This window comes from Rhodococcus sp. NBC_00297 (assembly GCF_036173065.1).
Taxonomy (GTDB): Bacteria; Actinomycetota; Actinomycetes; order Mycobacteriales; family Mycobacteriaceae; genus Rhodococcoides.
On sequence record NZ_CP108041.1, the window covers coordinates 3,201,996 to 3,227,118 of the forward strand.

Below are 25,123 nucleotides of genomic sequence, written 5' to 3' on the forward strand. Positions count from 1 at the left end.
TCGAGAGATCGCCGACGCTCCCGACACCGAAGGAACGTGCACCATGTCGGACCACTCAGTGCCGGGCGAGGTTCGCGAGAGCACTCCGTCCGGCGGGCCGCCCGTGGGCCGGCTCGCCGTCGTGACAGTCGTTCTCGCGATCCTGTTCGGGACGCCGCTGTGGACTCTCGCGTTCACCGGCGCGGACTGGCCGATCGCCGCGAGGATCATCGCGACGGTGGTCGCGGTCGGTGCTGCCGCCGCACTCGTGGTCGGCATGGCGAACGGGCACGGCCGGGCACACTCCGACCGGTGGGCGCGCATCGGGGACACCCTGCTCGGACTGGTGTGGATCGCGTTCGTGTGGTCGATCATCGGGCTCGTCGTACGGCTCGGGCTCGGCGTCGTCGGGGTCGACGATCCGCTGCGATCGCGCATCGTCGCCGGCGCCGTGCTGGCCGTCATCGTCGCGTTGGCGGTGTGGGGACGACGCGAGGCGATGCGGCTGCCGCGCACGAAGCACGTGACGGTGACGCTCGATCGACTCGGCGCCGGACTCGACGGGCTCCGCGTCGTCCTGGTGACGGACACGCACTACGGGCCGATCGAACGGTCCGTCTGGTCCTCCGACGTCGTGGCGGAGATCAATCGCCAGGACGCCGACATCGTCTGTCACGTGGGTGATCTCGCCGACGGGTCGGTGGAGCGTCGACGTGAGCAGGTGGCGCCGCTGGAACGGGTGCACGCGAAGTCGGCGCGCGTCTACGTGACGGGCAATCACGAGTACTTCGGCGAGGCCCAGGAGTGGCTCGACCACATGACGTCGCTGGGCTGGGACTCGTTGCACAACAGGCACATCACCGTCATGCGCGGTGGCGACAGGCTGGTCGTCGCCGGGGTGGACGACAGGACCGCGCGCGGGTCGGGCGAGGTGGGTCACGGCGCGGATCTGACCGCCGCGCTGACGGACGCGGAACCGTCGCTGCCGATCTTCCTGCTGGCGCATCAGCCGAAGCAGATCGACGCGGCAGTGGCGGCGGGAGTGGATCTGCAGGTCTCCGGGCACACACACGGCGGGCAGATCTGGCCGTTCGGATTGCTCGTCCGACTCGATCAACCGGTCGTCCACGGCCTCAGCCGACACGGCGCCCGCACGCAGCTCTACACGAGCCGGGGCACGGGGTTCTGGGGTCCACCGTTCCGTGTCTTCGCACCGAGCGAGATCACCGTGCTGACGTTGCGGTCGAGCTCTCTGGTGTGACAGTCGTGGCGGCGCCGACGCCGGCCACCGCGTCCGCCCAGTGCCCGGAGCGGACCAGGGCAAGGGTGAGGAGGAGCCGGTCGTCCGGCGCGGTGATGGATCGGCCGGTCAGTTCCTCGACCTGATGAAGCCGATAGATCACCGTGTTCCGGTGGCAGTACAGCAGTTTGGCGGCGTTGGTGGGTGAACCGTCGGTGGCGAGGACGTGCGCCAGAGTTCGGAGCAGTACCTCCCGCTGCGCGGGCGGGTGTCCGTTCAGCGACCCGAGTGCGTGGGACACGACCAGATCCGAGATCTCGTCGTCGGCAGACATGACGATGTGGGGCAGTCGGTCCGTGGCCACCGCGGCGGGAGTGTCGCCGGCGCCGATGGTGGCCGCCGTGCGCGCGGCAGCTCGGTACGCGGCGGCGAAGGTCACGAGTCCGTCCGTCGACGCGGCGATGCCCACCGGTCCGACCGCGCGTGCGGCGAGAGCCTCCGCCACCGAGCTGAGGTCCGCCTTGGCCGGGCACACGACGCCGAACTGGACCCCGTCGCGAATGTGCCAGTGCGACAGTGATGTCACGCCGTCGACGGCGTCCTCCGGTGAGGTCAGGGGTGGGTCACCTCGCTCGGACAGCGGGCCCACCACGCACGCGATCCGATGCTGTGCGGTGAGCCCCAGTGTGTTCCGCGCATCGACGACGAACGCGGGATCGGCTCCGCGCCCGTCGCGCAAGCCGTCGAGAACGGCGAGGATTTTCGTGACGTCGCGCTGCTGCATCCGTGCGGTCTCACGCCGGTACGAGTCGACGAGAATCGTGTTTTGCGCATCGAGTGCGTGCCACAACCGTTGGCCGGCGACGAGAAGCAGTCGCGGCTCGAGCAGCCCGGGATTCGCGCCGCGAGCGTTGACGAGTTCCTCCCACAACGTTCGACTACCGAGGGTGTACGCCTTGAGCACGAGTTCCATGGGGATGCCCTGGCGCGCGCGTTCGCGACCCGTGCGCCGCCACACCTCGGTGTTGTCCTCGCTACCGTGCTGCGTGCCGCTGAGCTTGCGCAGCCCCAGACGGATGTGTTCCCGCGTGCTGCGACGGACCACGGCCGTGATGTCGGAGCCGGCCTGGAGATAGTCGGGGTCCTGCTCGAACAGGGCCAACGTGATGGAGTCGGCGATGGCGTCCGCCTCCGGGATCAGCGTCGCCCACGCGCGTTGGATCGCGGCTCGTTCCTCCGCCGACAGCCGTCCGCGGACAGGATGCAGCCCCGATCCACGGCCGATCGACGGCGACGCCATGCGCGCATTTTTGCGCACAGCGCCCGACGGTTCGAGCGGTTTGACCGAAATTGGTGCCCGCGGCATGACCCTTTTCGTGCGCGGAGACCATATCGCCGACTGTGCGGAGTGACCATAGTGAGTGCCACCGAGATGTGAGGTGGGCCACTGTGTCAACGATCGAGACCATGACCGAGTCCGTGTTCGAGCTGTCGTCCGTCACCGTGTCGTTCGGCGGCATCGTCGCCCTGTCGGACGTCGGACTCGATGTCCGACGAGGCGAGGTCGTCGGAGTCATCGGACCCAACGGGGCGGGCAAGACGACACTGTTCAACGTGGCGTGCGGCCTCGTCGCGCCGCAGTCGGGCACCGTGACCCGGAACGGCCGGGTGGTACGCCGGCTGAAGCCGACCGCGCTGGCGGCGCTCGGTATGAGCCGCACACTGCAGGGCCTCGGGCTGTTCGACCGGATGACCGTGGTGGAGAACGTCATGGTCGGTGCGGACCATCTCGCCCGGACCTCGATCGTCGCCGGGCTGCTCGGACTCGCTCGGAGCGGGGCCGACACCGCCGCGATCCGCGACCGGGCTCTGGCCACGTTGTCCGAACTCCGCATCGACGAGTACGCCGACCGGTACCCGCCCAGCCTGCCGTACGCGGTGCGCAAACGCGTCGCGCTCGCGCGGGCGCTGGTGGGGGAGCCGACGTTGCTGCTTCTCGACGAGCCGGCGTCGGGTCTGTCGAACGCGGAGATGGACGAGCTGGGTGAGCTGGTCCGCGGACTCACCTCGAGGATGTCGATCCTCCTGGTCGAGCACCACATGGATCTGGTCATGAGTGTCTGTGATCGGTTGGTGGTCCTGGACTTCGGGAAGGTCATCGCGCGCGGGACACCCGACACGGTGCGCGAGGATCCCGCTGTGCTCGCCGCCTACCTGGGGGACGAGGTGGACCGTGATGCGTGACGTCGTGCGGGACGAGGCGACCCGCGACGCCCTGACCGTGTCCGATCTGACGGTGCGGTACGGCGCCGTCACCGCGCTCGACTCCGTGTCGCTGAGGGTGCCCCGCGGCGCGGTCACCGCGGTGCTCGGGGCCAACGGTGCCGGCAAGACGACCCTGCTCCGGACGATCTCGGCGCTGCACCCGCCGGTGGCCGGCCACATCCGGATGGGCGAGGTCGACCTCGTCGGAGCGAGTCCGGAGTCGATGTCACGGCGTGGACTGTCGCACGTGCCCGAGGGCCGCGGGGTCATCGTCGAACTCACCGTGGAGGAGAACCTGCGGCTGGGGGCGTTGGGCCGCAACAGGTCCGCGGCCGCGGTGGGGATCGACCGCGTGCTGTCCATGTTCCCGGCTCTCGCGGAGCGTCGGGCGTCGACCGCGCACACGCTGTCGGGCGGTGAGCGACAGATGCTGGTGATCGGGCGCGCCCTCATGGCGACCCCCACGATCCTGCTGCTCGACGAACCGTCGCTCGGGCTCGCTCCCCGCGTGGTGGCGCAGATCTTCCAGACGCTGCGTGACTCGGTCGACTCGGACGGCCTCACCGTCGTGCTGGTCGAGCAGAACGCCCGCAGCGCGCTGTCCATCGCCGAACACGCCGTCGTGCTGTCCCTGGGGACGGTCGCGCGGGAGGGTCCGGCGGCCGACCTCGTCGGCGACGAGGAACTCCGCCACGCCTACCTCGGCTTCTGACCACCCTCACGAAAGGACGACAGAGTGCAACAACTGCTCACCATCGTCATCAACGGAGTGACCAACGGGATGGTCTATGCCGCATTCGCTCTGGCACTCGTGCTGATCTGGCGCTCGACGCGCATCGTGAACTTCGCGCAGGCGCCGATGGCGATGATCACCACCTACGTGGCGCTCGTCGTGGTCGATGCCGGCTACTCCTACTGGGTCGGCTTCGCCGCCGCGCTCGTCTCCGGCCTCGTGCTCGGCGCGCTGATCGAGCGACTGATCATCCGGTACGTCGACAGCGCGTCGCACATCAATCCGGTGATCCTCACTCTCGGTCTCTTCATCGTGATCCACGCGGTGGCGGCACTGGTGTTCGGCAACCAGTTCCGGTCCTTTCCCGCTCCGTTCGGCCTCGACGGTCGGCGCATCGGGTCCGTGGACGTGGCGCTGACGGGCAACGACATCTACAAGGTCGTCGCGGTGCTGGTGGTGCTCGCCGCGCTGGTCGCGCTGTTCCGGTTCACCGATCTCGGACTCACGATGCGCGCCAGTGCTTTCAGCCAGGAGGTGTCGCGCCTGCTGGGAGTGCGCGTGGGTCGCATGCTCACGCTGGGATGGGCGTTGGCCGCGGTGGTCGGGTCGGTCGCGGGTCTGCTCATCGCCGGCGGGTCGCTGGTGCACCCCGGCTACATGGACTCCGTCGTGGTGTTCGGATTCGTGGCCGCCGTGCTCGGCGGTCTCGACAGCCCGGTGGGCGCCGTGGTGGGCGGACTGCTGATGGGTGTCGGGCTCAGTGCGGTCAGTGGCTACATCGGGCAGGACCTCGTGTCCTTCGCGGCGCTGGTCATCCTCATCGCGGTGTTGTTGTTGCGTCCCAACGGATTGTTCGCTGCCGCGGCAGCGAGGAGGGTCTGACATGACCGTGACGACGACCGACAGGCCCACCCCCTCACCCGCACGCTCGCGCGTCGCCCGCGTGGTGTCGACTCCGGTGCGGCGGCACCTGCTCGGCGCTCTGCTGGCCCTCGTCGTGGTGATTCTCGTGCTGGAGAGCGTCAGCACGTTCCGGCAGAGCCAGCTGACATCGGTGGCGTATCTCGCGATCGCCGCGGCTGGACTGACCGTGCTCACCGGACTCAACGGTCAGCTCTCCCTCGGGCACGGTGCGTTCATGGCGGTCGGCGCGTACACGGCGGCACTGATGTTGCGGGCGAACGAGTCCGGCTGGTCGGTGCCCCTGGTCCTGATCGCGGCCACCGTCGTGGCCGGTCTGGTGGGGGTCGTCGTCGGGGTCGCCGCGGCGCGATTGCACGGGCCCTACCTGGCCGGCGCGACGTTGGCGCTCGCCGTCGCGGTCCCTGGTCTCGCTCTGTACTTCTCGGAGTACCTCGGGGGCGAGCAGGGTCTCATCGTGCCCAGTCCCGACGTGCCGTCCGCGCTCGACGACATCGCCTTCTTCGTCACCGGGAACGAACTGACGTCCACGAAGTTCGTGGCCTACGTCGGGTGGTTCCTGCTCGTGCTGGTGTTCTTCCTGCTGGCCAACGTGTCGTCGAGTCGCGTCGGACGGCGTTGGCGCGCCGTGCGTGACGACGAGGTGTCGGCCGAGATCGCGGGGATCGACCTCGGGCGGGCACGGGTGCTGGCCTTCGTGGTCAGTGCCGCGTGTGCCGGTGCCGCCGGGGCGGTCATGGCGATGGCCTCCCGCATCGCCGCGCCGAGCGGGTTCACGCTGGTGTTGTCCCTGACCCTGCTCTCCGCTGTGGTCATCGGCGGACTCGGTTCGCTGACAGGCGCTCTCATCGGTGCCGCGCTCCTCACCTACATCCCGCCGGTGGTGACCAACCTGGGCCTCGACGCCGGGTTGAGCAGCCTGCAGGCCGCGGAACTCGCGCCTCTGGTCACCGGCATCTTCACCGTGGTCGTGATCCTCTTCGCGCCACTCGGACTGGTCGGCACGGTCCGCGGTCGTCTCGTACAGCGTCGTCTGAAGAGAGAAGGAGTTCGATGAACAGGATCCGAACATGGGCGCAGCGGGGCACCGCTCTCGCTGCGGCCGTCGTACTGGTGGCCTCGTGCGGCGCGGGTGGCCGTGAAGAGTCGGAGGAGTCCACGGAGGGCTCGACCGTCGGGATCACCGACACCTCGGTGAAGATCGGTGCGCACTATCCCCTGACGGGAGTCGCCGCTCCCGGGTACAGCGAGATCCCCACGGGCGCCAAGGCCTACTTCGACTACGTCAACGCCGCCGGCGGGGTGAACGGTCGGCAGATCGAGTACCTCGTGCGTGACGACGCGTACGACCCGACCACCACCACGCAGGTGGTCAACGAGCTGGTCCTGCAGGACGAGGTGTTCGCGATGGTCGGTGGTCTGGGCACCGCGACACACAGCGCGGTCATCGACTTCCTCAACGAGGAGGGCGTCCCCGATCTGTTCGTGTCCTCGGGCGCGATCATGTGGGGCAACGATCCGGCCAAGTACCCCAACACCTTCGGGTGGCAGCCCGACTACCAGGTCGAGGGCAAGATCATCGGCGACTGGGTGCAGAAGAACCGGCCGGACGCCAAGGTGGGCCTGTTCCTGCAGGACGACGACCTCGGCCGCGACAGCGAGGCCGCGGTGCGCCAGTACCTCGAGAATCAGATCGTCGGCGTCGCCCGCTACACGTCCGGCAACACCGACGTCGCCCCGCAGATCGCGTCCCTCCAGGCGGCGGGTGCCGATCTGATCCTGGGCTTCAACGTCCCGTCGTACACGGCACTGAGCCAACTGGTCTCCCGCCGACTGAACTACACGCCCGAATGGTTCTACAGCTCCATCGGTTCCGACGTGGACCTCGTCGGGTCGCTGCTCGGACGCTTCTCCCAGGGCGCGGTGACCGACGGCGCCTCGTCGCTCGAGAACATGATCTCCCTCGAGTACATCCCCGGCATCGACTCGCCGGACAACCCGTGGACGCAGTTGTGGCAGAAGGTGTGGGCCGCCGACGGAACCGGTGAGGAGCTGACCAACTACCGCATCTACGGCATGAGCCACGCCTACGCCTTCGTGCAGGCGCTGCAGGCCGCGGGCGAGAACCCGACCAGGGAGTCGATCGTGGCGGCGCTGCAGTCGCAGGGCAAGGACCTGCCCGGCCCTCAGCTCGCCCCGTTCCGCTACTCCGAGGACAGTCATCTCGGTATCTCCGGTGCCAGCGTCTACAAGATCACGAACGGCAAGCCGGAGAACCTGACCCCGGTGCTGGTCACGGACATCGGCGACTCGGCCGTCGAGGAGTACACCGGTGAGGAGGCGACCCCACCGGAGAGCGGGATTCCGGACACCCAGCCGGCCGGATGACCCGGTCGGCGGGATGACGGTGGCGGGGGCGTCGACACGCCCCCGCCGCGGGTCAGTGACGCTCTGCCGACCCCCACGTCCAGTCCTTCACCTCGGGCATGTCCTCGAGATGCTCGACGACGTAGGACCGGTGACGTTCCAACTGGTTCCGACAGTGATCGGCCAGATCGGCACTGTGTTCGGGCACGCGTCGCGCACGTCGCAGCGCGTCGAGGACGAGGTGGTATCGGCTCATCTCGTTGACGACCACCATGTCGAACGGCGTGGTGGTCGTTCCCTGCTCGCGGAAGCCGTGCACGTGGAATCGGGAGGCACCGGTGCGTCCGTGCAGGAGTTCGTGCACCGCGCGCGAGTAGCCGTGGAAGCCGAAGACGACGTCGGTGTCGGCCGTGAAGAGGTCCACGAACGTCTCCTCGGGCATGCCGTGCGGGTGGTCGCGCACCGGCATCAACGCCATCAGATCGACGACGTTCACCACCCGCACCCGAAGATACGGAACCCATTCGCGGAGCAGTTCGGCTGCGGCCAGGATCTCCTGTGTCGGAACGTCGCCGGCGCTCGCGAGCACGATGTCGGGACTGTCCGGGACCTCGGGCCGACCGGCGGTGCTCGCCTCGGTGCCCGCCCACTCCCAGATCGACGCTCCCCGCGCGCAGTGATCGTGTGCCTCGTCCAGCGTGAGGTACTGCAGGTGCTCCTGCTTGTCCACGACGATCAGGTTCACGTGGTCCCGGCTGCGCAGGCAGTGGTCGGAGATGGACAGCAGTGTGTTGGCGTCCGGGGGCAGCCACACGCGCACCACCTCGGGGGACAGCGGGATGGCGGCGTCGATCATGCCGGGGCCCTGGTGGCTGAAGCCGTTGTGGTCGTTGCGCCAGCACGTGCTGGTCAACAGGATGTTCAGCGACGCGACGGGTTCGCGCCACCGCAGGTCGCGGGCGTGCTGGAGCCACTTGACGTGCTGGATCATCATCGAGACGCTGACCATCGCGAACGCCTCGTAGCTCGCGAACAGTCCGTGCCCGCCCGCGAGCAGGTACCCCTCCAGCCATCCCTGGCACAGGTGCTCGCTGAGCACCTCCATCACCCGTCCGTCCGCAGACAGCGCCGTGTCCCACTCGGTGGTGGGCAGTTGCCAGCAGCGGTCGGTCACGTCGAACACGGCGTCGAGACGGTTACTGGCCGTCTCGTCGGGACAGAAGAGCCGGAAGGATCCGCCGCCGTCCTCGGTGGTGTTGCGCGAGTAGATGTCTCGGAGCAGCTCGCCGAGCACCTTCGTCGTCCCGTGGAACGTGGTGCCGGGTGCGGGTATGTCCAGGGCGTACGTGTCGAGGGTCGGAATGGTCAACGGTGTGAGGAGTCGTCCGCCGTTGGCGTAGGGCGTCGATCCCATGCGCTTGTCACCCGACGGGGCGAGGTCGGCCAGCTCCTCGACCAGGGTGCCGTTCTCGTCGAACAGTGTCTCGGGCCGATAGGACGACAACCAGTCCTGCAGGAGTCGGAGGTGCGCGGGATTGTCGCGCACTCCGGACAGCGGAACTTGGTGCGCCCTGTTCGTTCCCTCCACGAGAACCCCGTCCACCTCGTGCGGACCGGTCCATCCCTTGGGTGTGCGCAGCACGATCGCCGGCCAGCGCACGCGATCACCGGACCCGGAGCGGGCGGCGCGCTGTGCCTCGCGGATCGTCTCGTGTGCGTTCCTGATCGCCTGTTCCAGATCGCGGAACACCTGGTGCGGATCGTCGCCCTCGACGACGACGGGTGCCCAGCCCTGCCCCGAGAGATACTGTGCGACATCCTCGTCGGAGGTCCGGCCGAGGACCGTCGGCCCCGCGATCTTCGCACCGTTGAGGTGCAGGATCGGGAGCACCGCGCCGTCGCGACGCGGGTTCAGGAAGGCCGGAAGCTTCCACGACGCCGACAGCGGCCCGGTCTCCGCCTCACCGTCTCCGATGACGCAGGCGACCGTGAGGTCCGGGCGGTCGAAGGCGGCACCCGCGGCGTGCACGAGTGCGTAGCCCAGTTCGCCGCCCTCGTGGATGCTGCCGGGTGTGGGCACGCTGACATGGCTCGGAATGCCGCCGGGCGAGGAGAACTGGCGGCACAGCACTCGCAGTCCCTCGGCGTCGCGGGAGACCTTCGGATAGATCTCGCTGTACGTGCCCTCCAGATACGTCGACGCGACCAGTGCGGGACCGCCGTGGCCGGGACCGGTGACGTAGAGCCAGTCGGTGTCGGTGCGGCGGATGTGCCGGTTGAGAATCGTGTAGATCATCGACAGGCCGGGGCTCGTGCCCCAGTGCCCGAGAAGCCGGGGCTTGATGTGCTCCGCCCGTAGCGGTTCCCGGAGCAACGTGTTGTCCTGCAGGTAGATCTGCGCGACGGTCAGATAGTTCGCCGCGGCCCACCAGCGCAGGTCGAGCTCCAGGTCGTGATCCTCGTACGGCATGTGCGGTCCTCTCCCGACCGGGCGGCCCCGCTCGTCGGCAGTGGCCTACCCGCCGTGCGCGGTTCCATGCAGGACGGCCGTCGCGAGAACGGCAGGGTGAGCCCGTCCGGCCCACGTGCCGACCAAGGCGTCGCGATCAGCCGGGTCGTCCAGCGGGACGCGATGCAGGGTGAGCACGGCGGTGCCGACGTCGACGACGGTGTCGGTGCCGCGGGTGTCGACCGACGGCGCCTGGACGTCGGGAACGTCGGCGCCGGCCTGTCCGGTTCCGTGGACGAGTGCGGTGACTTCGCGCTCGGGCCCGGGCTCGGAGTACTCGAACGCCGCCTGAGTTCCGCCCGTGAGAACGGTCCGCAGCAGCGTCGCCAGATACACCGGATCGTGCGCCGCGTCGTGAACGTGGCGGGTCCCGAGCACGCTGTGTTCCATGGTGGTGATCAGCGCCGTCTCGGCGCCGGGAAGCGGTGCCGATCGGTAGGTGAGAGGCACGTGCAGGATCGTCCCGTCGGCGGCGCGGAGCAGGTGCGACTCCAGTCCCACCTCGCCGTCGGGATCGTCGAAGCGGTAGGCGTCGACGACCTCGAGCGTGCCGACGTCGATGCCTGCCGCCCACGGCTGCAGCGGAACCCACTGCCGCAGCAGGTCGATCTTGGTGGGAACGATGGTCGCGCGATGAATCAGGGCCACGCCGCGCACGCTACGCCGCGGTGTCAGTCCTCGGCGGAGGTCTCGGCGGCAACGGTGCCGAAGATGTCCGCGCGTCCCACGCCGTCGAGTACTGCGTGCCGGAGCTCGGGTGGCACCAGCAACACCTCTCCGCCGACGAGCAGTCCCTGGTCGATGAACGCTCGGAGCTTCGCGGTCACCAACTCCGCCGTCCGCTTGTCCTCGCCCTCGAGGTCGTCGTAGTTCTCGTCCAGGTTGCCCTCGGGCGGGTCCGGCGTCATGGCGGCCAGGATCGCCTGGGCGACGAAGCTGTCGGCCACCGAGGCGGAGACGTCGATCTCGTCGTCGGCGGACAACTGCGCCGTGACGTGCGCCGCGACGACGGTGCGCAGAGCGTCCGCCTCACGCGCCCGGACGTTCGCCGCGAGTGGTCCGGGAGCGGCGCCGGCGTCCGAGATCTCCACCACGCCGGACGACACGGCGGTGGTCCAGGCGTGGGCGAGTTCGGGCACGTCGGCGGGCATCTGGAACGTCGACGCGGGCACGGTGAGCCCCAGCGCGGCGGCCACCTCCTTCGCGTCGATCGGCCGACCGGTGCTCGACCAGGCGAGCAGGGCGTCGACGTCGCGGACGATCGCGAGCTCGGCCAGTGCCGCCGACTCCGCGTCCGCAGTCACCTCGGGCAGGGTGATGTCCTCGGGCGTCAGCGTGTCGGGGACGCCGTCGACGAAATCGGTGAGGTCCTCCATGCAGTGCTCGTAGTCGGCGTCGCTGCCGCTCCAGATGTCCTCGTCGTCGAGGAACGTCAGATAGGACAGGGCGCTGAACACGAGGTGGAGCGCGGCGTCCTCGCTCGCCTCGGTGTTCTGCGCGAGGACGGATTCGGCGGCGTCGAGAACGAGGTGGGCGTCGTCCGGGGTCCAGGCCGTGGGGGTGAATCCCTCGTGGACCCGGGTGAGTTCACCCAGGAGCGACTCGACGACGCGACGCGTCGGCTCGACGTCTCCCGCGCCCTCCTGAGCGGCCATCCACGTCACGAAGCGAGCGAGCACCCGCTCTGTCGTGGACGCCGTCGGCCCCGAGGTCTGTCGGCGTCGCCGCGCCGCGGTCTTGGCGGCGCGCTTCTGCCCGCGGTTGCCCGGTCGGTTGGATCCCATGCGCCGACCTTAATGCGGTCACCGGTCCGGTCGTCCCGTCAGGTCGACGCGGGCTGTGACCCAGATCATGTGTCGTCGGCGCGCGCTTCTCCGTTCTCTGTACGACTCACCTTCATACGAATACGAGCGCGCCCGGTAGGGGCAGCGTCGAAAGGAGTGCATCATGGCCGACTTCATCGAGAAGGCTCAGAACAAGGTCGACGAGGCCGCAGGCGCCGCGAAGAAGAAGGCCGGAGAGGTCACGGGCGACGATTCGCTGCGTACCGAGGGTGCAGCCCAGCAGACCAAGGCGGACGGCAAGCAGGCCGCCGACAAGGCCGGTCAGGCTGTCGACGATGCCGCAGGTGCAGTGAAGGACAAGGCCGGGGACGTCGCAGACAGGGCGGAGAACGCGGCGAACAAGGCTTCCGACAAGGCCGACGAGGTCGCGGACAAGGCTGTCGGCAAGGCGAACGAGGTGGCCGACAAGGCCGGGGACGTCGCGGAGAAGGCGGCCGACAAGGCGAACGAGGTCGCTGCCAAGGCGCAGGACAAGGCCGGCGAGGTCGCCGATCGTGCCAAGCACGCCGCGGACAACGTCGCCCAGCAGGTGCGCAGCTTCGACGCGAACTCGTCCGACGTGAAGAAGGCCTCCGCAGTGAGCGCCCCCGTCATCGCCGCCGTCGTCGGTGCGATCGTGGCCGTCGTCGTGGTGCGCCGTCGGCGCAACGCCCCGCGCCGGGTCGCCCAGAAGCGACTGTCGGTCGCGCAGAGCTTCGGTCAGGATCTGGCCGAGACGGTGAAGCACAAGCTCGACCGCTGATCACCGAGAGATATCCGGGTCAATGCTGCGGACTGTTCGTTCGAACGAGGGGGCAGCGTTGATCTGATCACAGTGCACCGTCACCACGGAGCACAGTGACCACCATCCGAATGGGGCGTCTGCACGGGGGAGGCGCCGCATTCGTGTGTCCGGACACTGCCGACCGGTTCCGCGGGAACCGAACATGAGTCCTGCCCGTCCATGCCTGCACACGCCGCCGACGACCGGTCGCCGGCGCCGGGCGGGGGGAGCACGGCATGGAACACACGGCTGTCGACGCGGCGACCATGGTGGACGCGGCCAGGTCGTTGGGCAGGGTGTCGCTGGATCTCGAGCGGGAGGTCGCGGAGGCCGCCTCGGTCGTCGCCGCGGTGTCCGCCTCGTGGCAGGGCCTGGCGGCGACGGCGTTCGTCGACGGGTGGGGCACCGTTCATCACGGCGCCCGGTCGGTGGTCGCGGCGCTCGAGGACTCAGCGGGTCGACTCGAGATCGCAGCCATTGCCTATGCGGGACAGGACGACGCGGCCGCGGCCGCGATCGCGGGTGCGGTGTGACGGGCTACCGAGTCGACCTGGCCGAACTGGATGCCGTGGTCGTGAGGCTGACGCGGTTGGCCGAGGCCACGCGGGTCGCCCTCGACGACGTGTCGGTGCGGGTGTCCGCCCTGCCGTGGGAGGGCACGGCGGCAGAGGCTCATCGCGCCACGCAGAGCGCATGGTCGGCTGGGGCTCGCGAGATGGCGGTCGGTGTCGAGACCATGAGAGACGCTGCGCGCCGGGCACACTCGTCGTACACCGCGGCCCTCGAGTCGAACAGCCGCATGTTCGGGCGCGACTGATGGCGCCCCCGGTCGTTCTCGACGTGTCACCCGAGGTCTACGCCGAGGCGGCTCGGTCGGTGTATCGCGCGGACGAGATCATGGCGAGTGCGGTGAACGTCCACCACGGTGCGTCGCGCGCGTGGGCCGCGATGGCGGGAAGCGACGCCGCGGGTGAGCAGTGGGGCCGGGCGTACGACGGATCCGTCGTCGATCTCTCCCGCGCACTCGCCACGACGTTCTCGGCGACGTCGGTGCTGGCGCGGCTCGTCGATCAGGCGGGTGCGAATCACGTTGCGGCGGAGTCGATCGCGGTGGTTCCGAGTACCCCGCCGCCGGCAGGGCGGGCACCGTCCGCCGCGCGGCAGCTCGAGTACCCGAGCGCGGTGGGTGACCTCGGCCCGGGGCTCCAGGGTGCGGTGGAGCTGGCCGACGCGGTCGGCGTGCCGTGCCCCAACGGCGATACCGACGCACTGCGGGACGCGTCGAGCGCGTGGATCGTGCTGGGGCAGGCGATGCTCGACGCACGGTCCGAGGTGCTCGGTGCCGCGGCCGATCTGGGTGCCGTGAACGTGCCGGAGCGGGACGCGATGGTGCGGGACCTCCGTCGACTGTCCGAGGCAGTGGAAGCGGTGGCGGGTGCGTGCTCGGGGCTGGCCGCCGCGTGCCACGACTACGCCGAGCAGCTCGAGAAGACGCGCCGCGACATCCGCGACCTGATCGAGCAGTTCGCAGTGGAGGAGGCGGCGGCCGTCGCGGTCGGTATCGGGTTGGCCTTCGTGTCCGCGGGACTGTCGGCCGCGGCGGGAGCGGCGATCACGGCCGGTCGTTTCGCACGTACCGCCTCGAGAGTGCGCGCGGTCATCGCGGCGCTGCACGCGTTCGCTCGGATGCGGCGCACCGAGACGTCGATGGCGACGGTGCGACGAGCTGCCGACGACGTGGAGGATCTGACCACTCGTGTGCCCGTCGGCCTGGACGACGTCAGTGCGGCGGAGCGTGCTGCCGGTCCGCCGCCGGCAGGGTGGTCGTCCACTCGTGCGCTCGACGACCACTTCGCGCGCCACGGCGCCGACGTGGGTGCACGGTCGGCCGACGAGTACGCCGACCTCGCGGCGCGGTTCCGCACGGAGGGCTCGCATCAGGTCAAGGTCGGCCCGGACGGCACCGTGCGGATGTACGACCCGGAGACCAACACGTTCGCGTCCTATACGCCGGACGGCACCACCAAGACATACTTCAAGCCCGGATCCGGTGCGTCGTACTGGGACCGCCAACCAGGAGTTCCGGAATGACCACTCACCTCTGCCCGGTCTGCCACTACCCCGGTCTCGCGGACCCGCCGTGGTCGGAGGCGGGCCCGTCGTACGAGATCTGCCCGTCGTGCGGCTACGAGTTCGGTGTCACCGACGACGACCTGGGGGTGACGCCCGAGTCCTGGCGCCGGCTGTGGATCGACCGCGGGCATCCGTGGAGTTCGACGGCACCGCCGCCGCCCGGCTGGGACGGCGCACGGCAACTCCGGCGCTGACTCTCCAGTGTCAGGGGAGTAGGTGCGAGTACGCGGAGCACGTGGAGGCGACGCCGATGTAGACGAGTCCGTCCGACTGCTCGTCCGACCATCCGCGCACTCGCGTCCGGTCGGCGGTGTCGGCGAGGATGTCGACTCCGGTGCGTCCGACGGCGAGGTCTCGGCAGATCGAGGTGACCGAGGTGTCCATGAAGGCGGCGGTGTCCGGGTCGGTCGGGTAGCCGGCCATCTGCATGATCTCGGCGAAGGCGTCGAACGGTTCCTCGGCGGCCTGCTGGGCGAGGGGAGCGATCTGCACCGCCGGGGTGTCGAGGACGACGGGCGTGTCGACTGCGGTGACCGGCGCGGCGGGTGCGGGGGCGTCCGAGGCACTGGCCGTGGCGGGGGCACTGTCGGACAGCACCATGGTGGTGGTGGCTGCGCCGGCGAGCACGGTCACTGCGGCGCCGATCACCGCGATCCGTCGTCCGGTGCGAGTCGGTCGCCGATGTGCTGGCATCACGTGTCCTCGGTTGGTGGGTCAGTCGCTGACTTATACCCATTTCCGAGCAGAATGTTACTGGAGTCTCACAGGAATCAGGGAGGACGCGCGCATGGAGAAGGTGACGGCCCGGACTCTCGGGGCGTGGGTCATCACGGTGAATCCCCGCAGGACCGACGTCGCCTCGTTGCTCGCCGACGGGCACGCGGGCGGTGACTGGTGCGTGGCGCCCAACTACCGTTCGCGCCTCATGGCGGCCGGTCAGCCCATCCTGCTGTGGGTGAGCAACCGATCCGGCGTGCACCCCGCGCGGGGATTCTGGGGCGTGGGGACCGTGCTCGGCCCCGCTGTCGACATGCACGATCCCGACGATCCGCGCCTTCACGTTCCCACCGAGATCACCACGCTCGGCGAGCCCGTGACGGCCGCGGAGTGCGCCGGGACGGCCGGGCTGGACCGACTCGAGATGCTCCGGTCGCCCCAGCAGTCGAATCCGTCCGTGGTTACCGCGGGCGAATGGTCGGTTCTTAAACCCTTCGTTCGGGCCAGGTCGTGAAGTCGCCGACAACGCTCGGTTCTGAAATGCGCAAGGCCGCTCCGACACGTGCTGACTGCAACAGCTATTTAGTACCCTGGCCCAACTATCTCAATGGCACCAATATTCGGGGGGAACTGAATGCTCGCCGAACCCTCGATCATCTTTCGGTAACCCTCATCGACTGTCGGCGGGGGGAAGAGGCCGAAGGGGCTGAGGAGGAGACTGCTTCCTAGCCAGTCGAGCGCTTTCGCCAAAGGAATTCGGAACGCGCCTAGCGATATGCTCTGTTGAGATTCCGAGTGCCGTATTAGTAATCCGTGCTGCGCGTGTGGGCGCAAATATACCGACGGTACTGCCGTCCGTAGATCAATAACTCTAGCGCCGCTAGTGTACTTGTCCAAGCCGGGTGTGAGTGCATTGTTGGCCTTGCTAATATTCAGGTCTACGCGCTTGACTCCATCAATGGTCGTGGTAATTAAGTAAACGTGGTCGTCACCGGACCGTGGTGTCTTCTTGACTATATGCGTGTATCGATCCGTGGTGACAAAATCGTGACACGCGAACCACAATGCTACCCAGATATTATCGACCACATCAATCCACCCTGTTTTTATTCCGTAATGTTGGAACAATGGTTCGACGGCATATCGACGCATTCCGGATGTCAGCAAAGAGGACCCGTTGCGGGAGTGGTCTCGGATGCGGGGGACCTGCTCAGGGCAGTTGGCTGCAGTATGATGGTCATGCGTGCATCTCCACTCGTATATCGAAGCTATGAACTCGCTGAGTATTCTCGTCAAATTCGACGAATGGAGTTTCTTCTGTGAGCGATAGAGGCTGGGTAGCATTCGTCCGCCGTGTAGTTCTCCCTGGCCGCGGAGGTACGTGGCTCCTTCCTGTTGCGACTTGATGTACCCAATCGCTTGCACAAGTTGCGGAAGTTCATTGACTGAGAAAACGCCGATAGGCGATTGCGACTCGTCGAACTCCGCATCCATGCATATTTGGCCACCCCCTCCAATGCCTCTGTATTCCTTTTCTTGAAGCCATCGATATGTCATAATGATCCTTGATTTCATCCTGGTTGCCGTAGACTGAAAGCCTAGCAACTGCAGTGGCGTTCTTGCCGGAATATCGTCGCCGTCCCTGCGCTGATGTGCCGCCCGTCTGGCTACCGAGTGGTGCTCGTTCTTGGGAAGAGGCTAAGTGTTTCAGAGTCCCATGCTGGTGTTAAGGTGGTCGTGGGCGTTTCGCTGGACGATAGTACGCAGCGCCCATTCTGAGTAGCGACATGTTAGAAATTGACTGTGAGCGCTCCACCTAATAGTGGCTGGCGAACGTCTCCTCGGTGCCTCGGTGCCTCGGTGCGAGGTGTGGGGTCTAGAACGGATGGCGAGTGTGAGGACTATGCCCGTCCGCGCTGGCACGTAGACAAACAGCTGGCCGCGCTGGCTGGATGCAGGCTCGATTGGCTTCTGCGGGCGCAGACGGTTGTTGACAAGTTCGTGAGGATCACGGCGTAACGGTGAAGGACGGTCGTGCGGTGACCGCCGAGGAGATCATCGCCCACGTCTCGGGTCGCATCGCCCCGTTCAAGATCCCCAAGCAGGTGCGGTTCATGGACGAATTGCCGCGTAACCAGAGCGGCAAGCTGCTCAAGCGCGCGCTGAGGTGATCGAACCGGCGTTCGGCGTGTTACCTGTGTGACTGGTGTGACTGGTGGTACTTCTGACACCGAGAGCTTCCGCGTGTCGCGGTAGCCGAATCGGTCGGGGAGTGCGGTCATGCAGGTCGGTAGACGCGTTGCGCAGATTCTGTTGGTGGTGGCGACGGTGATCGCCACTCTGTCGGTGCCGACCGCGTCGGCGGCGAGTCCCTATGTCGGGCGTCAGGGCATCGGGCTCAACGGCATCGACTTCCGGAGCAGCTCGAGCGCTCAGCAGGCGCAGGCGACCCGGGTCGCGGGCACGGGCGCCAAGTGGGTCCGCATCGAGATCGACTGGTGGTACGTCCAGGACGGTGGGCCGACCGCCTACAACTGGTCGGGTCCGGACGGTGCTATGGCGGCGGCCAAAGCGAAGTCCCTCAACGTCCTGCTGCTCATCCAGAAGACACCGCCGTGGGCTCGGACCACCAGCGACGGCAGCACACCGCCCACGAACCCGGACGACTACGCGACGTTCGCCGCCAAGGTCGTGAGCAGGTATGCGCCGCAGGGGGTTCGGTCGTTCGAGGTGTGGAACGAGCCGAACCTGTGGATGTTCTGGGCTGATCCGGTGACGGGTAAGCCGAATGTGCAGGGTTACGTCGATCTGCTGAAGGCGGCCTACCCGAAGATGAAGGCCGCCACCACCAGCACCATCAGCATCGTGGCCGCCGGACTGTCTCCCTACGGCACCACGGGTCAGAGCCCGGAAGGGCACGCCGTCTCACCGATCACCTACCTCGATCAGATGTACGACCTCGGCGCCGGACCGTACTTCGACGCCGTCGGCTGGCACCCGTACACCGCGCCCGCGTTGCCGAACGACACTGCCGACTGGAACGCGTGGTCGCAGATGAGCGTCGACTTCACCAATCCCGACGGCACGATCTACCAGAAGAGCGCGCGCACGATCATGACCGAGAACGGCGACGCCGGGAAGCTCATCGTCATGACCGAGGCCGGCGCCGCCACTGCGGGCGACCCGAGCGTCAGCGAGCAGGTACAGGCGACGGCCTACCGACAGGCCGTCGACAACCGCCTGTCCTACTCGTGGGCCGGGCCGATCTTCTTCTACGAGACCACAGACCGCGCCGCGATGACCGCGGTGAACCCCGACAAGGAGAACTACTTCGGGGTCTACCGCTCGAACGGGGTGGCCAAGCCGGCGGTGACCGTTCTCAAGAGCGTGCGCTGAGCTCACTCACACCCGACGCCGTCTCCGTCGCGGTCCAGGTGCGAGCCGTAGCCGGGGTCGCCCACGCGGACGGGCGCCGCGCCGGCGTTCCGAGCCGCGGTGCAGTTCGTGTAGTACGTCGATCCGGACGACTCGGGAACGACGGCCGGCGCGACGTACGGAGCCGGTGCGGGTACCGGCGCGACGAACGGCACGGGCGCCGGGACGTAGGCGCGGTCGACGTCCGGCACCTCGACGTACGGGGTCTCGACGTACGGGGTCTCGACGTACGGCACCGTCGTGGTGGGCGGCGGTGCGTACACGGTGACGGTCTCGGGAGTGGTCGTGACGGCAGTGGTCGTCGACGTCGTGGTGGTCGGCCGCGGGGTGGTGGTCGTCGCGCGGGGAGTGGTGGTCGGTGCGGCCGACGTGGTGGTGAGGGTGGTCTGCGCGCTCGCGGCGACGGGTTCGGGTTCCTGCATCAGCCCCAGTCCGACGACGGACAGGCCCACGAAGGCGGCGACAGCGGCCGTGATCTTGCCCTTGTTGCCCTTCTTGCGGGCCTCGATGTGGGGCGGCTGGAACGGCGGCGGATACGCGGTCATGCAGGTCCTCAGGTGAATGGCAGCAACGGGTCACACCACACGTCGCGCGGGGCGCGCGTCACGTTACAGGCTGGTCGGTTTCCGCTGGAACGCGCTGCTCAGGGCAGTGTGGTCAGAGTTCGGACCACGTCCGAAGAATGCAGGACATCGGTGACCACGCGATCGATCCGCCCGGCATCCTCCGCGCCGACGAGCCGTTCGATCTTCTCCACTATCTGCGCGTGATCCAACGGGAAATGGTCGACGTCGCCCACCGGATCCGGTGAACCGGCCGACACGGTCTCGCCGGAGACGAGAACGATGTCGACCTCCGCGGCGCGTCGGTCGGGCAGCAGCGCCGTGAGCGCGGGCGACGACTCGACGTCCACCCGTGCGCTGAACTCCTCCGCCGCACGGAAGGTCGCGCTGCCGGGCGTCAGGGTCTCCACGTCGATGCTTCCGGCCACCACCGCGGCGGACACGACGAACGGCAGCGAGAACATCGCACCGAGCCGCGTCGAGGGGTGCCGACCGAACAGGGGTTCCGCCAGCGCGTGGGTGCGGACGCGCACGCTCGCGATGTCGGCGATATCCAGGTTCGTGCGCAGAGCCTGCACGATGTCGACGGCGGCGTGGGTGTAAGAGCAGCTGGCATGGCGCTTCGCGTACCCCTGATCGAGGGCGAACGTGCCGTCCGGCGCGGGTGCGAGCTTGTCGGCATCGAGAGTGCCGACGATGTCCCCCAGAGTCGTCGCCGCCGCGCCGCTGTTGTGCACCAGTCCTGCCGAGGACAACCGCGCGGCGTCGAGTCCCGCACGGACGGCGCCGCCGATCCACAGGTTCCGGGCGAAGTTGCCCGCGAGCACCACGGCCCACGGTGCGACGTGCACGAGCGCGGTCGAGGCGTCGATCGCGGCCGCCGTGCGCTCGGCGTCGAGATCCCACACGACGGCAGCGGCGGCGGCGGCGCCGGTCGCTCCCCAGTGTCCGTGGGTGTGCCACTTCGGGTCGCGGGTCAATGCGGCACCGAAGCGGGTGGCCACCTCGTAACCGGCCACCACGGCGGCGACGAACCGGTCGCCCGACACCGGCTGTGCGCCGAGGCGGGCCGCTGCGACGGCGGCCGGAAGCACATGGGCGGCAGGGTGACCCGCCGCGTACTTGTTGCCCTCGTCCAGTTCGAGGCAGCACGAGGCGATCGCGTCCAGGTAGGCCGCCGTCTCCACGCCGGTGCGGGCGCCGCGACCGACGGTGGCCGTCGTGCCCGGTTCGGTTCGCCACCGCGTGAGAAGCGCGGTCAGTTCCGGTGTCCGCGCTCCCGCCAGGGTGACACCCAGAAGGTCGAGCAGCACGGTGCGGATCCGACTCTCGTACGCGGTACCGGTCGCGGGTAAGTCCACGCAGAAACGCGCCAGATCGTCGATGCGTAGTCGCACCTGTTCCGCTGAAAGGAACGTTACCGAGTCGGTCATGCGACAACGCTAGGACTGACGCTCGTGCTGGTCAATACATCTGCCGGACAAGATCAGGGCTGCTAGGGTCGGCATCGACAACAGTCAGGCACCCCGGTGTCTCCGGTGTCGATCCGCTCAGCGGAACAGTGCGCACCGTGAACCCAGTCCAGAGGAGAGAATCGAGCCATGTCGGACAGACTTCTCGAGGCCGTCACGGCCGGTGTACGCACGGTCGATCTCGGACGCCAGCTGCGGGTCGGTATGCCGCAGTCGCCGAATCACCCGCAGTTCTGGCACACGCTTCCGCGTCGGCACGGCGACATGACCCGGTCGGACGGCGGCAGCGCCGCGAACGACATGATCACCACCGGAACGCATGTCGGCACCCATATCGACGCGCTCGCCCACGTCTCCCACGAGGGGAAGATGCATGGCGGTGTCGACGCGGCCGAGGCCGGTGTCGGCGGCAAGTACGTCGAGCTCGGTGTGCACACGATCGCGCCGATGATCCGCCGCGGCATCCTGCTCGACATTCCGGCCGTGCGCGGAATCGAGCGGCTCGAGGGCGGCGACGAGATCACGGTCGACGACCTCGAGTCCGCCTGCGTCGCCCAGGGTGTCGAGGTGTCGGCCGGCGACGTCGTGCTGATCCGCAGTGGGTGGGCGCAGTTGTTCGACGAGGGTCAGCCCTATGTCGGTGGTCCGTCCGGGGTTCCCGGCGTCGGCGAGCCCGGCGCGCAGTGGCTCGCGTCCCGAGAGGTGCACGCTGCGGGCGCCGACACCATCGCCTTCGAACGCCTCGCGCCGGGCGGTGGCCACGCGCTGCTCCCCGCTCACCGAGTCCTGCTGGTGGAGAGCGGCATCTACATCATCGAGGCCCTCGATCTCGAGGAGCTCGCACGCACCCGGACGTACGAGTTCACCTTCGTCCTGGTGCCGCTCAACATCTTCGGCGCCACGGGATCGCCGGTGCGCCCCCTCGCGGTGGTGTCGGCATGACCGAGTCCACACTCGCCCGCACGCTGGCGGAGTTCGCGGTGGAGCACTCGTTCGACGATCTGCCTGCCGACGTGGTGGACAGCATCGGGCTCCGCGTCCTCGACACGCTCGGGATCGCGATCGCGGCCACGGAACTCGACACCAGTGCGATGGCCACCGCGTGGGCGCGGGAGCAGGGCGGCCGGGCCGTCGCCTCGGCCGTCGGCGTGGAGGAGAACCTCCCGCCTACCCTCGCGGCCTTCGTCAACGGGGTGCTCGCGCACTCCCTCGACTTCGACGACACCCACCTGCCCTCGGTACTGCACCCCAGCGCGTCGGTGGTACCGGCCGCACTCGCCGCGGCGCAGCAGCACGGTGCCTCCGGCCGGGACCTTGTGCGCGGCATTGCGATCGGCCTCGAGGTGTGTGTCCGCCTCGGCATGGCGGGTTTCGATCCGGAGACGAAGAACTCGGTGTTCTTCGAGAACGGGCAGCACGCCACGTCCATCTGTGGAGCCATGGGCGGTGCGGCCGCTGCCGCGGTGATCGGCGGCGCCTCGGCCGACGGCATCGTCGACACGCTCGGTATCGCGGCGTCGATGGCGGCCGGCATCATCGAGGCGAACCGCACCGGTGGCACGGTCAAGCGCATGCACTGCGGGTGGGCGGCGCACTCCGGCGTGTCCGCGGCCGGTCTCGCTCGGCACGGCATCACCGGACCGCCGACGGTGCTCGAGGGCAGGTTCGGATTCTTTCAGGCGTGGCTGCACCAGAGCGGACGCGCCGCCGAGATCACCGACGGCCTGGGCAGCACCTGGGCCGCGCCGGGTCTCTTCGTGAAGCCCTACCCGGCCAACCACTTCACGCACGCGGCTCTCGATGCGGCGGCGGCGTTGCGGAATCGGGGCATCACGCCCGCGGACGTCGAGCGGTTCGTCCTCGGTGTCCCCGCTGCCAACCTCCGGACCATCGGCGAACCCATCGAGGTCAAGCGCACCCCGCAGACCGGGTACATGGCTCAGTTCAGCGGACCCTACGCGGTGGCGGTGGGCATGCTCGGTGGCGGTGGACTCGGTGCGGTACTGGACGACTACACCGACGAGAAGGCCACGTCGACGGAGCGTCGCGACATCATGGCACGCGTCGACGTCGTCCCGGACGCACAGTGCGACGCCATCTTCCCGCACCAGTTCCCGGCCGTTCTCACGGCGCATCTCAGCGACGGCACCACCGTCGTCGAAGAGGTGTTGACCACGCGCGGCGGACCGGAGTGGCCGTTGTCGTTCGAGGACGTTCGAGCGAAGTTCACGGCCAACGTCGACGGCCTGCTGAGCGTGCAGGCAGCCGACGCCTTCGCAGCGCAGTGCGCCGGCCTCGCCGACCTCGAGGACCCGGGCGTGCTGTTCGATTCGATTCGTACTCTGGGGAATTAGAGTCGGACGCGGGCCAGGATCTCCCGGGCGCCGCGGACCACGGCCTCGTCGACGAAGCGTCCGTCGTCGTCGACCGTGGGCCCACCGGCCGCCCGGTCGAACAGGTCGACGAGGCGCTCGGCCCGGCGCACGTCGTCCGCCGCCGGTGTCAGGGCATCGTTGATCACGGGCACCTGACCGGGATGCACCGCGGTGCGGGAGCGGAAGCCCATGTGCACGAAGTGCGCGGTAGTGGTGACGAATGCGTCGAGGTCGCGGAACTCGGTGGAGGTCGGTGCGATCGGCGCCTCCAGACCCGCTGCTGCGCAGCCGATCACGATGTCCGCGCGGATGGCGTCGACCACGTGCTCGGTGTCCGCCGCGCGGGTGATCCGCAGATCGGCCAGCAGGTCCACCTCGCCGATGCCGACGGTCACCAAACGGGAACTGCTCGCCAGGTCGGTCAGGCCGCGCAGGGCGGCCGCGGTCTCCACCAGACCCACCATCGCGATGTCCGCGTCTCCGAGTCGCTCGTCCGCCTCCGCGAGGGAGGCCGCCCCGCACTTGGCCACGATGATCCCGGTGACGCCGGGTCGCGCCGCCGCGGCGAGGTCCTCGGCGAGGAACTCGGGTGTCACACGAACCCACACCTGCGCTCCACCGTCGCGCGGACGGTCCAGCCACTGCGCGACATCGCTTCTCGCCGTGTCCTTCTGCGCGAGTGGGACCGCGTCCTCGAGGTCGAGGATGACGGCGTCGGCCGGTCCCGAGACGGCCTTGTCGAACAAGGCGGGCTTCACGGCCGGCACGTAGAGGAACGAGCGCGGCAAGCGGCGGGTCATCGGGCGGCCCGCGCTTCGAGGCTCTGCGTGATCGCGCGCGCGGCGGCCAGCACCTGACCGGCGTGCGCGACGTGATCGTCGTCGGCGGTGGAGGAGTAGCGGAAGGCTGGTCCGGAGGAGCTGACCGAGCCGAGCACGTGGCCGGCCGCGTCGAAGAACGGGGCGGCGATGGAGGCGGCGCCGGTGTTGCGCTCGTTGATGGAGGTCCCGTAGCCGGTGTCTCTGATCTCCTGGAGCCGGGCCAGGAACGTCGTCTCGTCGGCGTCCGGAGCGCTTCCCCGCAGCTCCTCGAAGGCTTCGTGCGCGTAGTGCGGCGGAAGGAACGCGAGGATGGCGCGGCTCGAGGCGCCGGAGTGCAGCGGGTACTGCGGGCCGATCTCCACCACCATCTTCACCTCCTGCGGGCTCTCGTACTGGTCCAGGTAGACCCGCCGATGCCCCACCAGGACGGACAGTGTCGCCGTCTCCAGCGTCTGAGCGCGCAGCCGCCGGAGGATCGGCGCGGCGATGGAACGGACGTCGAGCTGGCTCCATGCCTTCGTACCGAGTCCGATGGCCGCCGGGCCGAGGGAGTAGGTGGACTCGCCCGCCACCGGCTGCACGATCGAGCGCGATGCCAGGGACTGCAGGATCCGGTGCACCACAGCCTTGCTCAGGTCCAGGCGGCGCGCGAGCTCCGTGACTCCCAGTGCCCGGTCGGACTGCGCGAAGGACAGCAGGACGTCGGCCACCCGATCCGCCGATTCGGTTCCCGTCGACGCGGAGTCGGTGCCGGTCGAGCTGGTAGTTGCGGCCATGGGGCCAACCTTCCACATTCGCTGAGTACGTGCGCGGCTTCGGCGCGTTCCGCTGAGCGAACCATACCCGTAACAAGAAAGTCATCAAAGAGCCTGTTCTGACCCAGTGATGCGTGTAATACTCAGTACTGCAGGGAATAGCCACCCACTAAGTGGTGCGCTGAGCGGAACACAGGCCGTGTCCTTCGGTCACACGGTTTCCCGAGACTC

The 25,123-nt window shown here is 68.4% G+C and carries 25 protein-coding genes and 1 pseudogene; 16 read left to right on the forward strand and 10 right to left on the reverse strand.

All coding sequences use genetic code 11. The features are described 5' to 3' along the window. Positions 1–43 precede the first annotated feature (43 nt). Positions 44–1,240: a metallophosphoesterase gene (locus tag OG947_RS15125; RefSeq protein ID WP_328812188.1), complete on the forward strand. Its 1,197-nt coding sequence runs from the start codon at positions 44–46 to the stop codon at positions 1,238–1,240. Here the strand turns inward: OG947_RS15125 and OG947_RS15130 are convergent. Then, positions 1,203–2,519 carry a PucR family transcriptional regulator gene (locus OG947_RS15130; protein WP_328812189.1) on the reverse strand — a complete coding sequence of 439 codons (1,317 nt, stop codon included), beginning with the start codon at positions 2,517–2,519 and terminating at the stop codon, positions 1,203–1,205. The genes OG947_RS15125 and OG947_RS15130 overlap by 38 nt on opposite strands. A gap of 167 nt (positions 2,520–2,686) precedes the next feature. Between OG947_RS15130 and OG947_RS15135 the strand changes: the two genes are divergently transcribed. Genes OG947_RS15135 through OG947_RS15155 form a run of 5 tightly spaced genes read left to right on the forward strand, consistent with a single transcriptional unit; the run spans position 2,687 to position 7,526 of the window. Next, positions 2,687–3,463, forward strand: coding sequence for an ABC transporter ATP-binding protein (locus OG947_RS15135; protein ID WP_261775734.1), 777 nt, complete (start codon positions 2,687–2,689; stop codon positions 3,461–3,463). Then, positions 3,456–4,196 carry an ABC transporter ATP-binding protein gene (locus OG947_RS15140; protein ID WP_037184775.1) on the forward strand — a complete coding sequence of 247 codons (741 nt, stop codon included), beginning with the start codon at positions 3,456–3,458 and terminating at the stop codon, positions 4,194–4,196. Before OG947_RS15135 ends, OG947_RS15140 begins: the two co-directional genes overlap by 8 nt. Positions 4,197–4,220: 24 nt before the next feature. Next, on the forward strand, positions 4,221–5,099 hold the full coding sequence (locus tag OG947_RS15145) for a branched-chain amino acid ABC transporter permease (RefSeq protein ID WP_027504741.1): 879 nt from the start codon (positions 4,221–4,223) through the stop codon (positions 5,097–5,099). Position 5,100: 1 nt separating this feature from the next. Next, complete coding sequence (locus OG947_RS15150) at positions 5,101–6,195, forward strand: branched-chain amino acid ABC transporter permease (protein WP_222632953.1); 1,095 nt, start codon at positions 5,101–5,103, stop codon at positions 6,193–6,195. Further along, positions 6,192–7,526, forward strand: a complete 1,335-nt coding sequence (locus OG947_RS15155; protein ID WP_328812190.1) for an ABC transporter substrate-binding protein — start codon at positions 6,192–6,194, stop codon at positions 7,524–7,526. The genes OG947_RS15150 and OG947_RS15155 overlap by 4 nt, the downstream gene beginning before the upstream one ends. Before the next feature lie 52 nt (positions 7,527–7,578). Here the strand turns inward: OG947_RS15155 and OG947_RS15160 are convergent, their stop codons facing one another. Genes OG947_RS15160 through OG947_RS15170 form a run of 3 tightly spaced genes read right to left on the reverse strand, consistent with a single transcriptional unit; the run spans position 7,579 to position 11,798 of the window. Further along, positions 7,579–9,975 (reverse strand): phosphoketolase family protein, encoded by a 2,397-nt coding sequence (locus OG947_RS15160; protein WP_328812192.1) that lies wholly within the window; start codon positions 9,973–9,975, stop codon positions 7,579–7,581. 45 nt (positions 9,976–10,020) lie between these two features. Further along, positions 10,021–10,662, reverse strand: coding sequence for a CG0192-related protein (locus OG947_RS15165; RefSeq protein WP_328812193.1), 642 nt, complete (start codon positions 10,660–10,662; stop codon positions 10,021–10,023). 23 nt (positions 10,663–10,685) lie between these two features. Beyond that, positions 10,686–11,798: a hypothetical protein gene (locus tag OG947_RS15170; RefSeq protein WP_328812194.1), complete on the reverse strand. Its 1,113-nt coding sequence runs from the start codon at positions 11,796–11,798 to the stop codon at positions 10,686–10,688. 163 nt (positions 11,799–11,961) lie between these two features. Between OG947_RS15170 and OG947_RS15175 the strand changes: the two genes are divergently transcribed. From OG947_RS15175 to OG947_RS15195, 5 genes are all read left to right on the forward strand, one after another. Further along, entirely contained in the window at positions 11,962–12,600 is a 639-nt protein-coding gene (locus tag OG947_RS15175) for a hypothetical protein (RefSeq protein WP_328812195.1), read from the forward strand. 257 nt (positions 12,601–12,857) lie between these two features. Next, entirely contained in the window at positions 12,858–13,154 is a 297-nt protein-coding gene (locus OG947_RS15180; protein WP_328812196.1) for a WXG100 family type VII secretion target, read from the forward strand. Beyond that, positions 13,151–13,438, forward strand: coding sequence for a WXG100 family type VII secretion target (locus OG947_RS15185; protein ID WP_027504746.1), 288 nt, complete (start codon positions 13,151–13,153; stop codon positions 13,436–13,438). The genes OG947_RS15180 and OG947_RS15185 overlap by 4 nt, the downstream gene beginning before the upstream one ends. Continuing rightward, positions 13,438–14,712 (forward strand): WXG100-like domain-containing protein, encoded by a 1,275-nt coding sequence (locus tag OG947_RS15190; protein WP_285184455.1) that lies wholly within the window; start codon positions 13,438–13,440, stop codon positions 14,710–14,712. The genes OG947_RS15185 and OG947_RS15190 overlap by 1 nt, the downstream gene beginning before the upstream one ends. Beyond that, entirely contained in the window at positions 14,709–14,948 is a 240-nt protein-coding gene (locus OG947_RS15195; protein ID WP_027504748.1) for a hypothetical protein, read from the forward strand. The genes OG947_RS15190 and OG947_RS15195 overlap by 4 nt, the downstream gene beginning before the upstream one ends. Before the next feature lie 10 nt (positions 14,949–14,958). Here OG947_RS15195 and OG947_RS15200 read toward each other — a convergent pair whose 3' ends face one another. Further along, entirely contained in the window at positions 14,959–15,447 is a 489-nt protein-coding gene (locus tag OG947_RS15200; RefSeq protein WP_285184456.1) for a hypothetical protein, read from the reverse strand. Positions 15,448–15,541: 94 nt separating this feature from the next. On the opposite strand from OG947_RS15200, the gene OG947_RS15205 reads away from it, so the two are divergent. Continuing rightward, positions 15,542–15,985 (forward strand): hypothetical protein, encoded by a 444-nt coding sequence (locus OG947_RS15205; RefSeq protein WP_328812197.1) that lies wholly within the window; start codon positions 15,542–15,544, stop codon positions 15,983–15,985. 68 nt (positions 15,986–16,053) lie between these two features. Here the strand turns inward: OG947_RS15205 and OG947_RS22670 are convergent, their stop codons facing one another. Then, the gene (locus tag OG947_RS22670; RefSeq protein ID WP_442973065.1) at positions 16,054–17,046 is read right to left on the reverse strand and encodes an FRG domain-containing protein; all 993 of its coding nucleotides are present in this window, start codon (positions 17,044–17,046) and stop codon (positions 16,054–16,056) included. 440 nt (positions 17,047–17,486) lie between these two features. Between OG947_RS22670 and OG947_RS15210 the strand changes: the two are divergent. Continuing rightward, positions 17,487–17,642 (forward strand): annotated as a pseudogene (locus tag OG947_RS15210) (AMP-binding enzyme); the annotation flags it as partial. A gap of 109 nt (positions 17,643–17,751) precedes the next feature. Continuing rightward, positions 17,752–18,867: a hypothetical protein gene (locus tag OG947_RS15215; RefSeq protein ID WP_328812198.1), complete on the forward strand. Its 1,116-nt coding sequence runs from the start codon at positions 17,752–17,754 to the stop codon at positions 18,865–18,867. 2 nt (positions 18,868–18,869) lie between these two features. On the opposite strand, the gene OG947_RS15220 is transcribed toward OG947_RS15215, so the two are convergent. Beyond that, positions 18,870–19,451: an excalibur calcium-binding domain-containing protein gene (locus tag OG947_RS15220; protein ID WP_328812199.1), complete on the reverse strand. Its 582-nt coding sequence runs from the start codon at positions 19,449–19,451 to the stop codon at positions 18,870–18,872. A gap of 98 nt (positions 19,452–19,549) precedes the next feature. Next, complete coding sequence (locus OG947_RS15225; protein WP_328812200.1) at positions 19,550–20,902, reverse strand: MmgE/PrpD family protein; 1,353 nt, start codon at positions 20,900–20,902, stop codon at positions 19,550–19,552. Between the two features lie 168 nt (positions 20,903–21,070). Here OG947_RS15225 and OG947_RS15230 point away from each other — a divergent pair, with 168 nt between their 5' ends. Both OG947_RS15230 and OG947_RS15235 read left to right on the forward strand, forming a co-directional pair. Continuing rightward, positions 21,071–21,883, forward strand: coding sequence for a cyclase family protein (locus tag OG947_RS15230; protein WP_328811302.1), 813 nt, complete (start codon positions 21,071–21,073; stop codon positions 21,881–21,883). After that, positions 21,880–23,295 (forward strand): MmgE/PrpD family protein, encoded by a 1,416-nt coding sequence (locus OG947_RS15235; RefSeq protein ID WP_328812201.1) that lies wholly within the window; start codon positions 21,880–21,882, stop codon positions 23,293–23,295. The genes OG947_RS15230 and OG947_RS15235 overlap by 4 nt, the downstream gene beginning before the upstream one ends. Here the strand turns inward: OG947_RS15235 and OG947_RS15240 are convergent. After that, positions 23,292–24,116 carry an HpcH/HpaI aldolase/citrate lyase family protein gene (locus tag OG947_RS15240; RefSeq protein WP_328812202.1) on the reverse strand — a complete coding sequence of 275 codons (825 nt, stop codon included), beginning with the start codon at positions 24,114–24,116 and terminating at the stop codon, positions 23,292–23,294. The two genes, OG947_RS15235 and OG947_RS15240, sit on opposite strands and share 4 nt — an antisense overlap. After that, positions 24,113–24,913, reverse strand: a complete 801-nt coding sequence (locus tag OG947_RS15245) for an IclR family transcriptional regulator (RefSeq protein ID WP_037184784.1) — start codon at positions 24,911–24,913, stop codon at positions 24,113–24,115. The genes OG947_RS15240 and OG947_RS15245 overlap by 4 nt, the downstream gene beginning before the upstream one ends. Positions 24,914–25,123 lie beyond the last annotated feature (210 nt).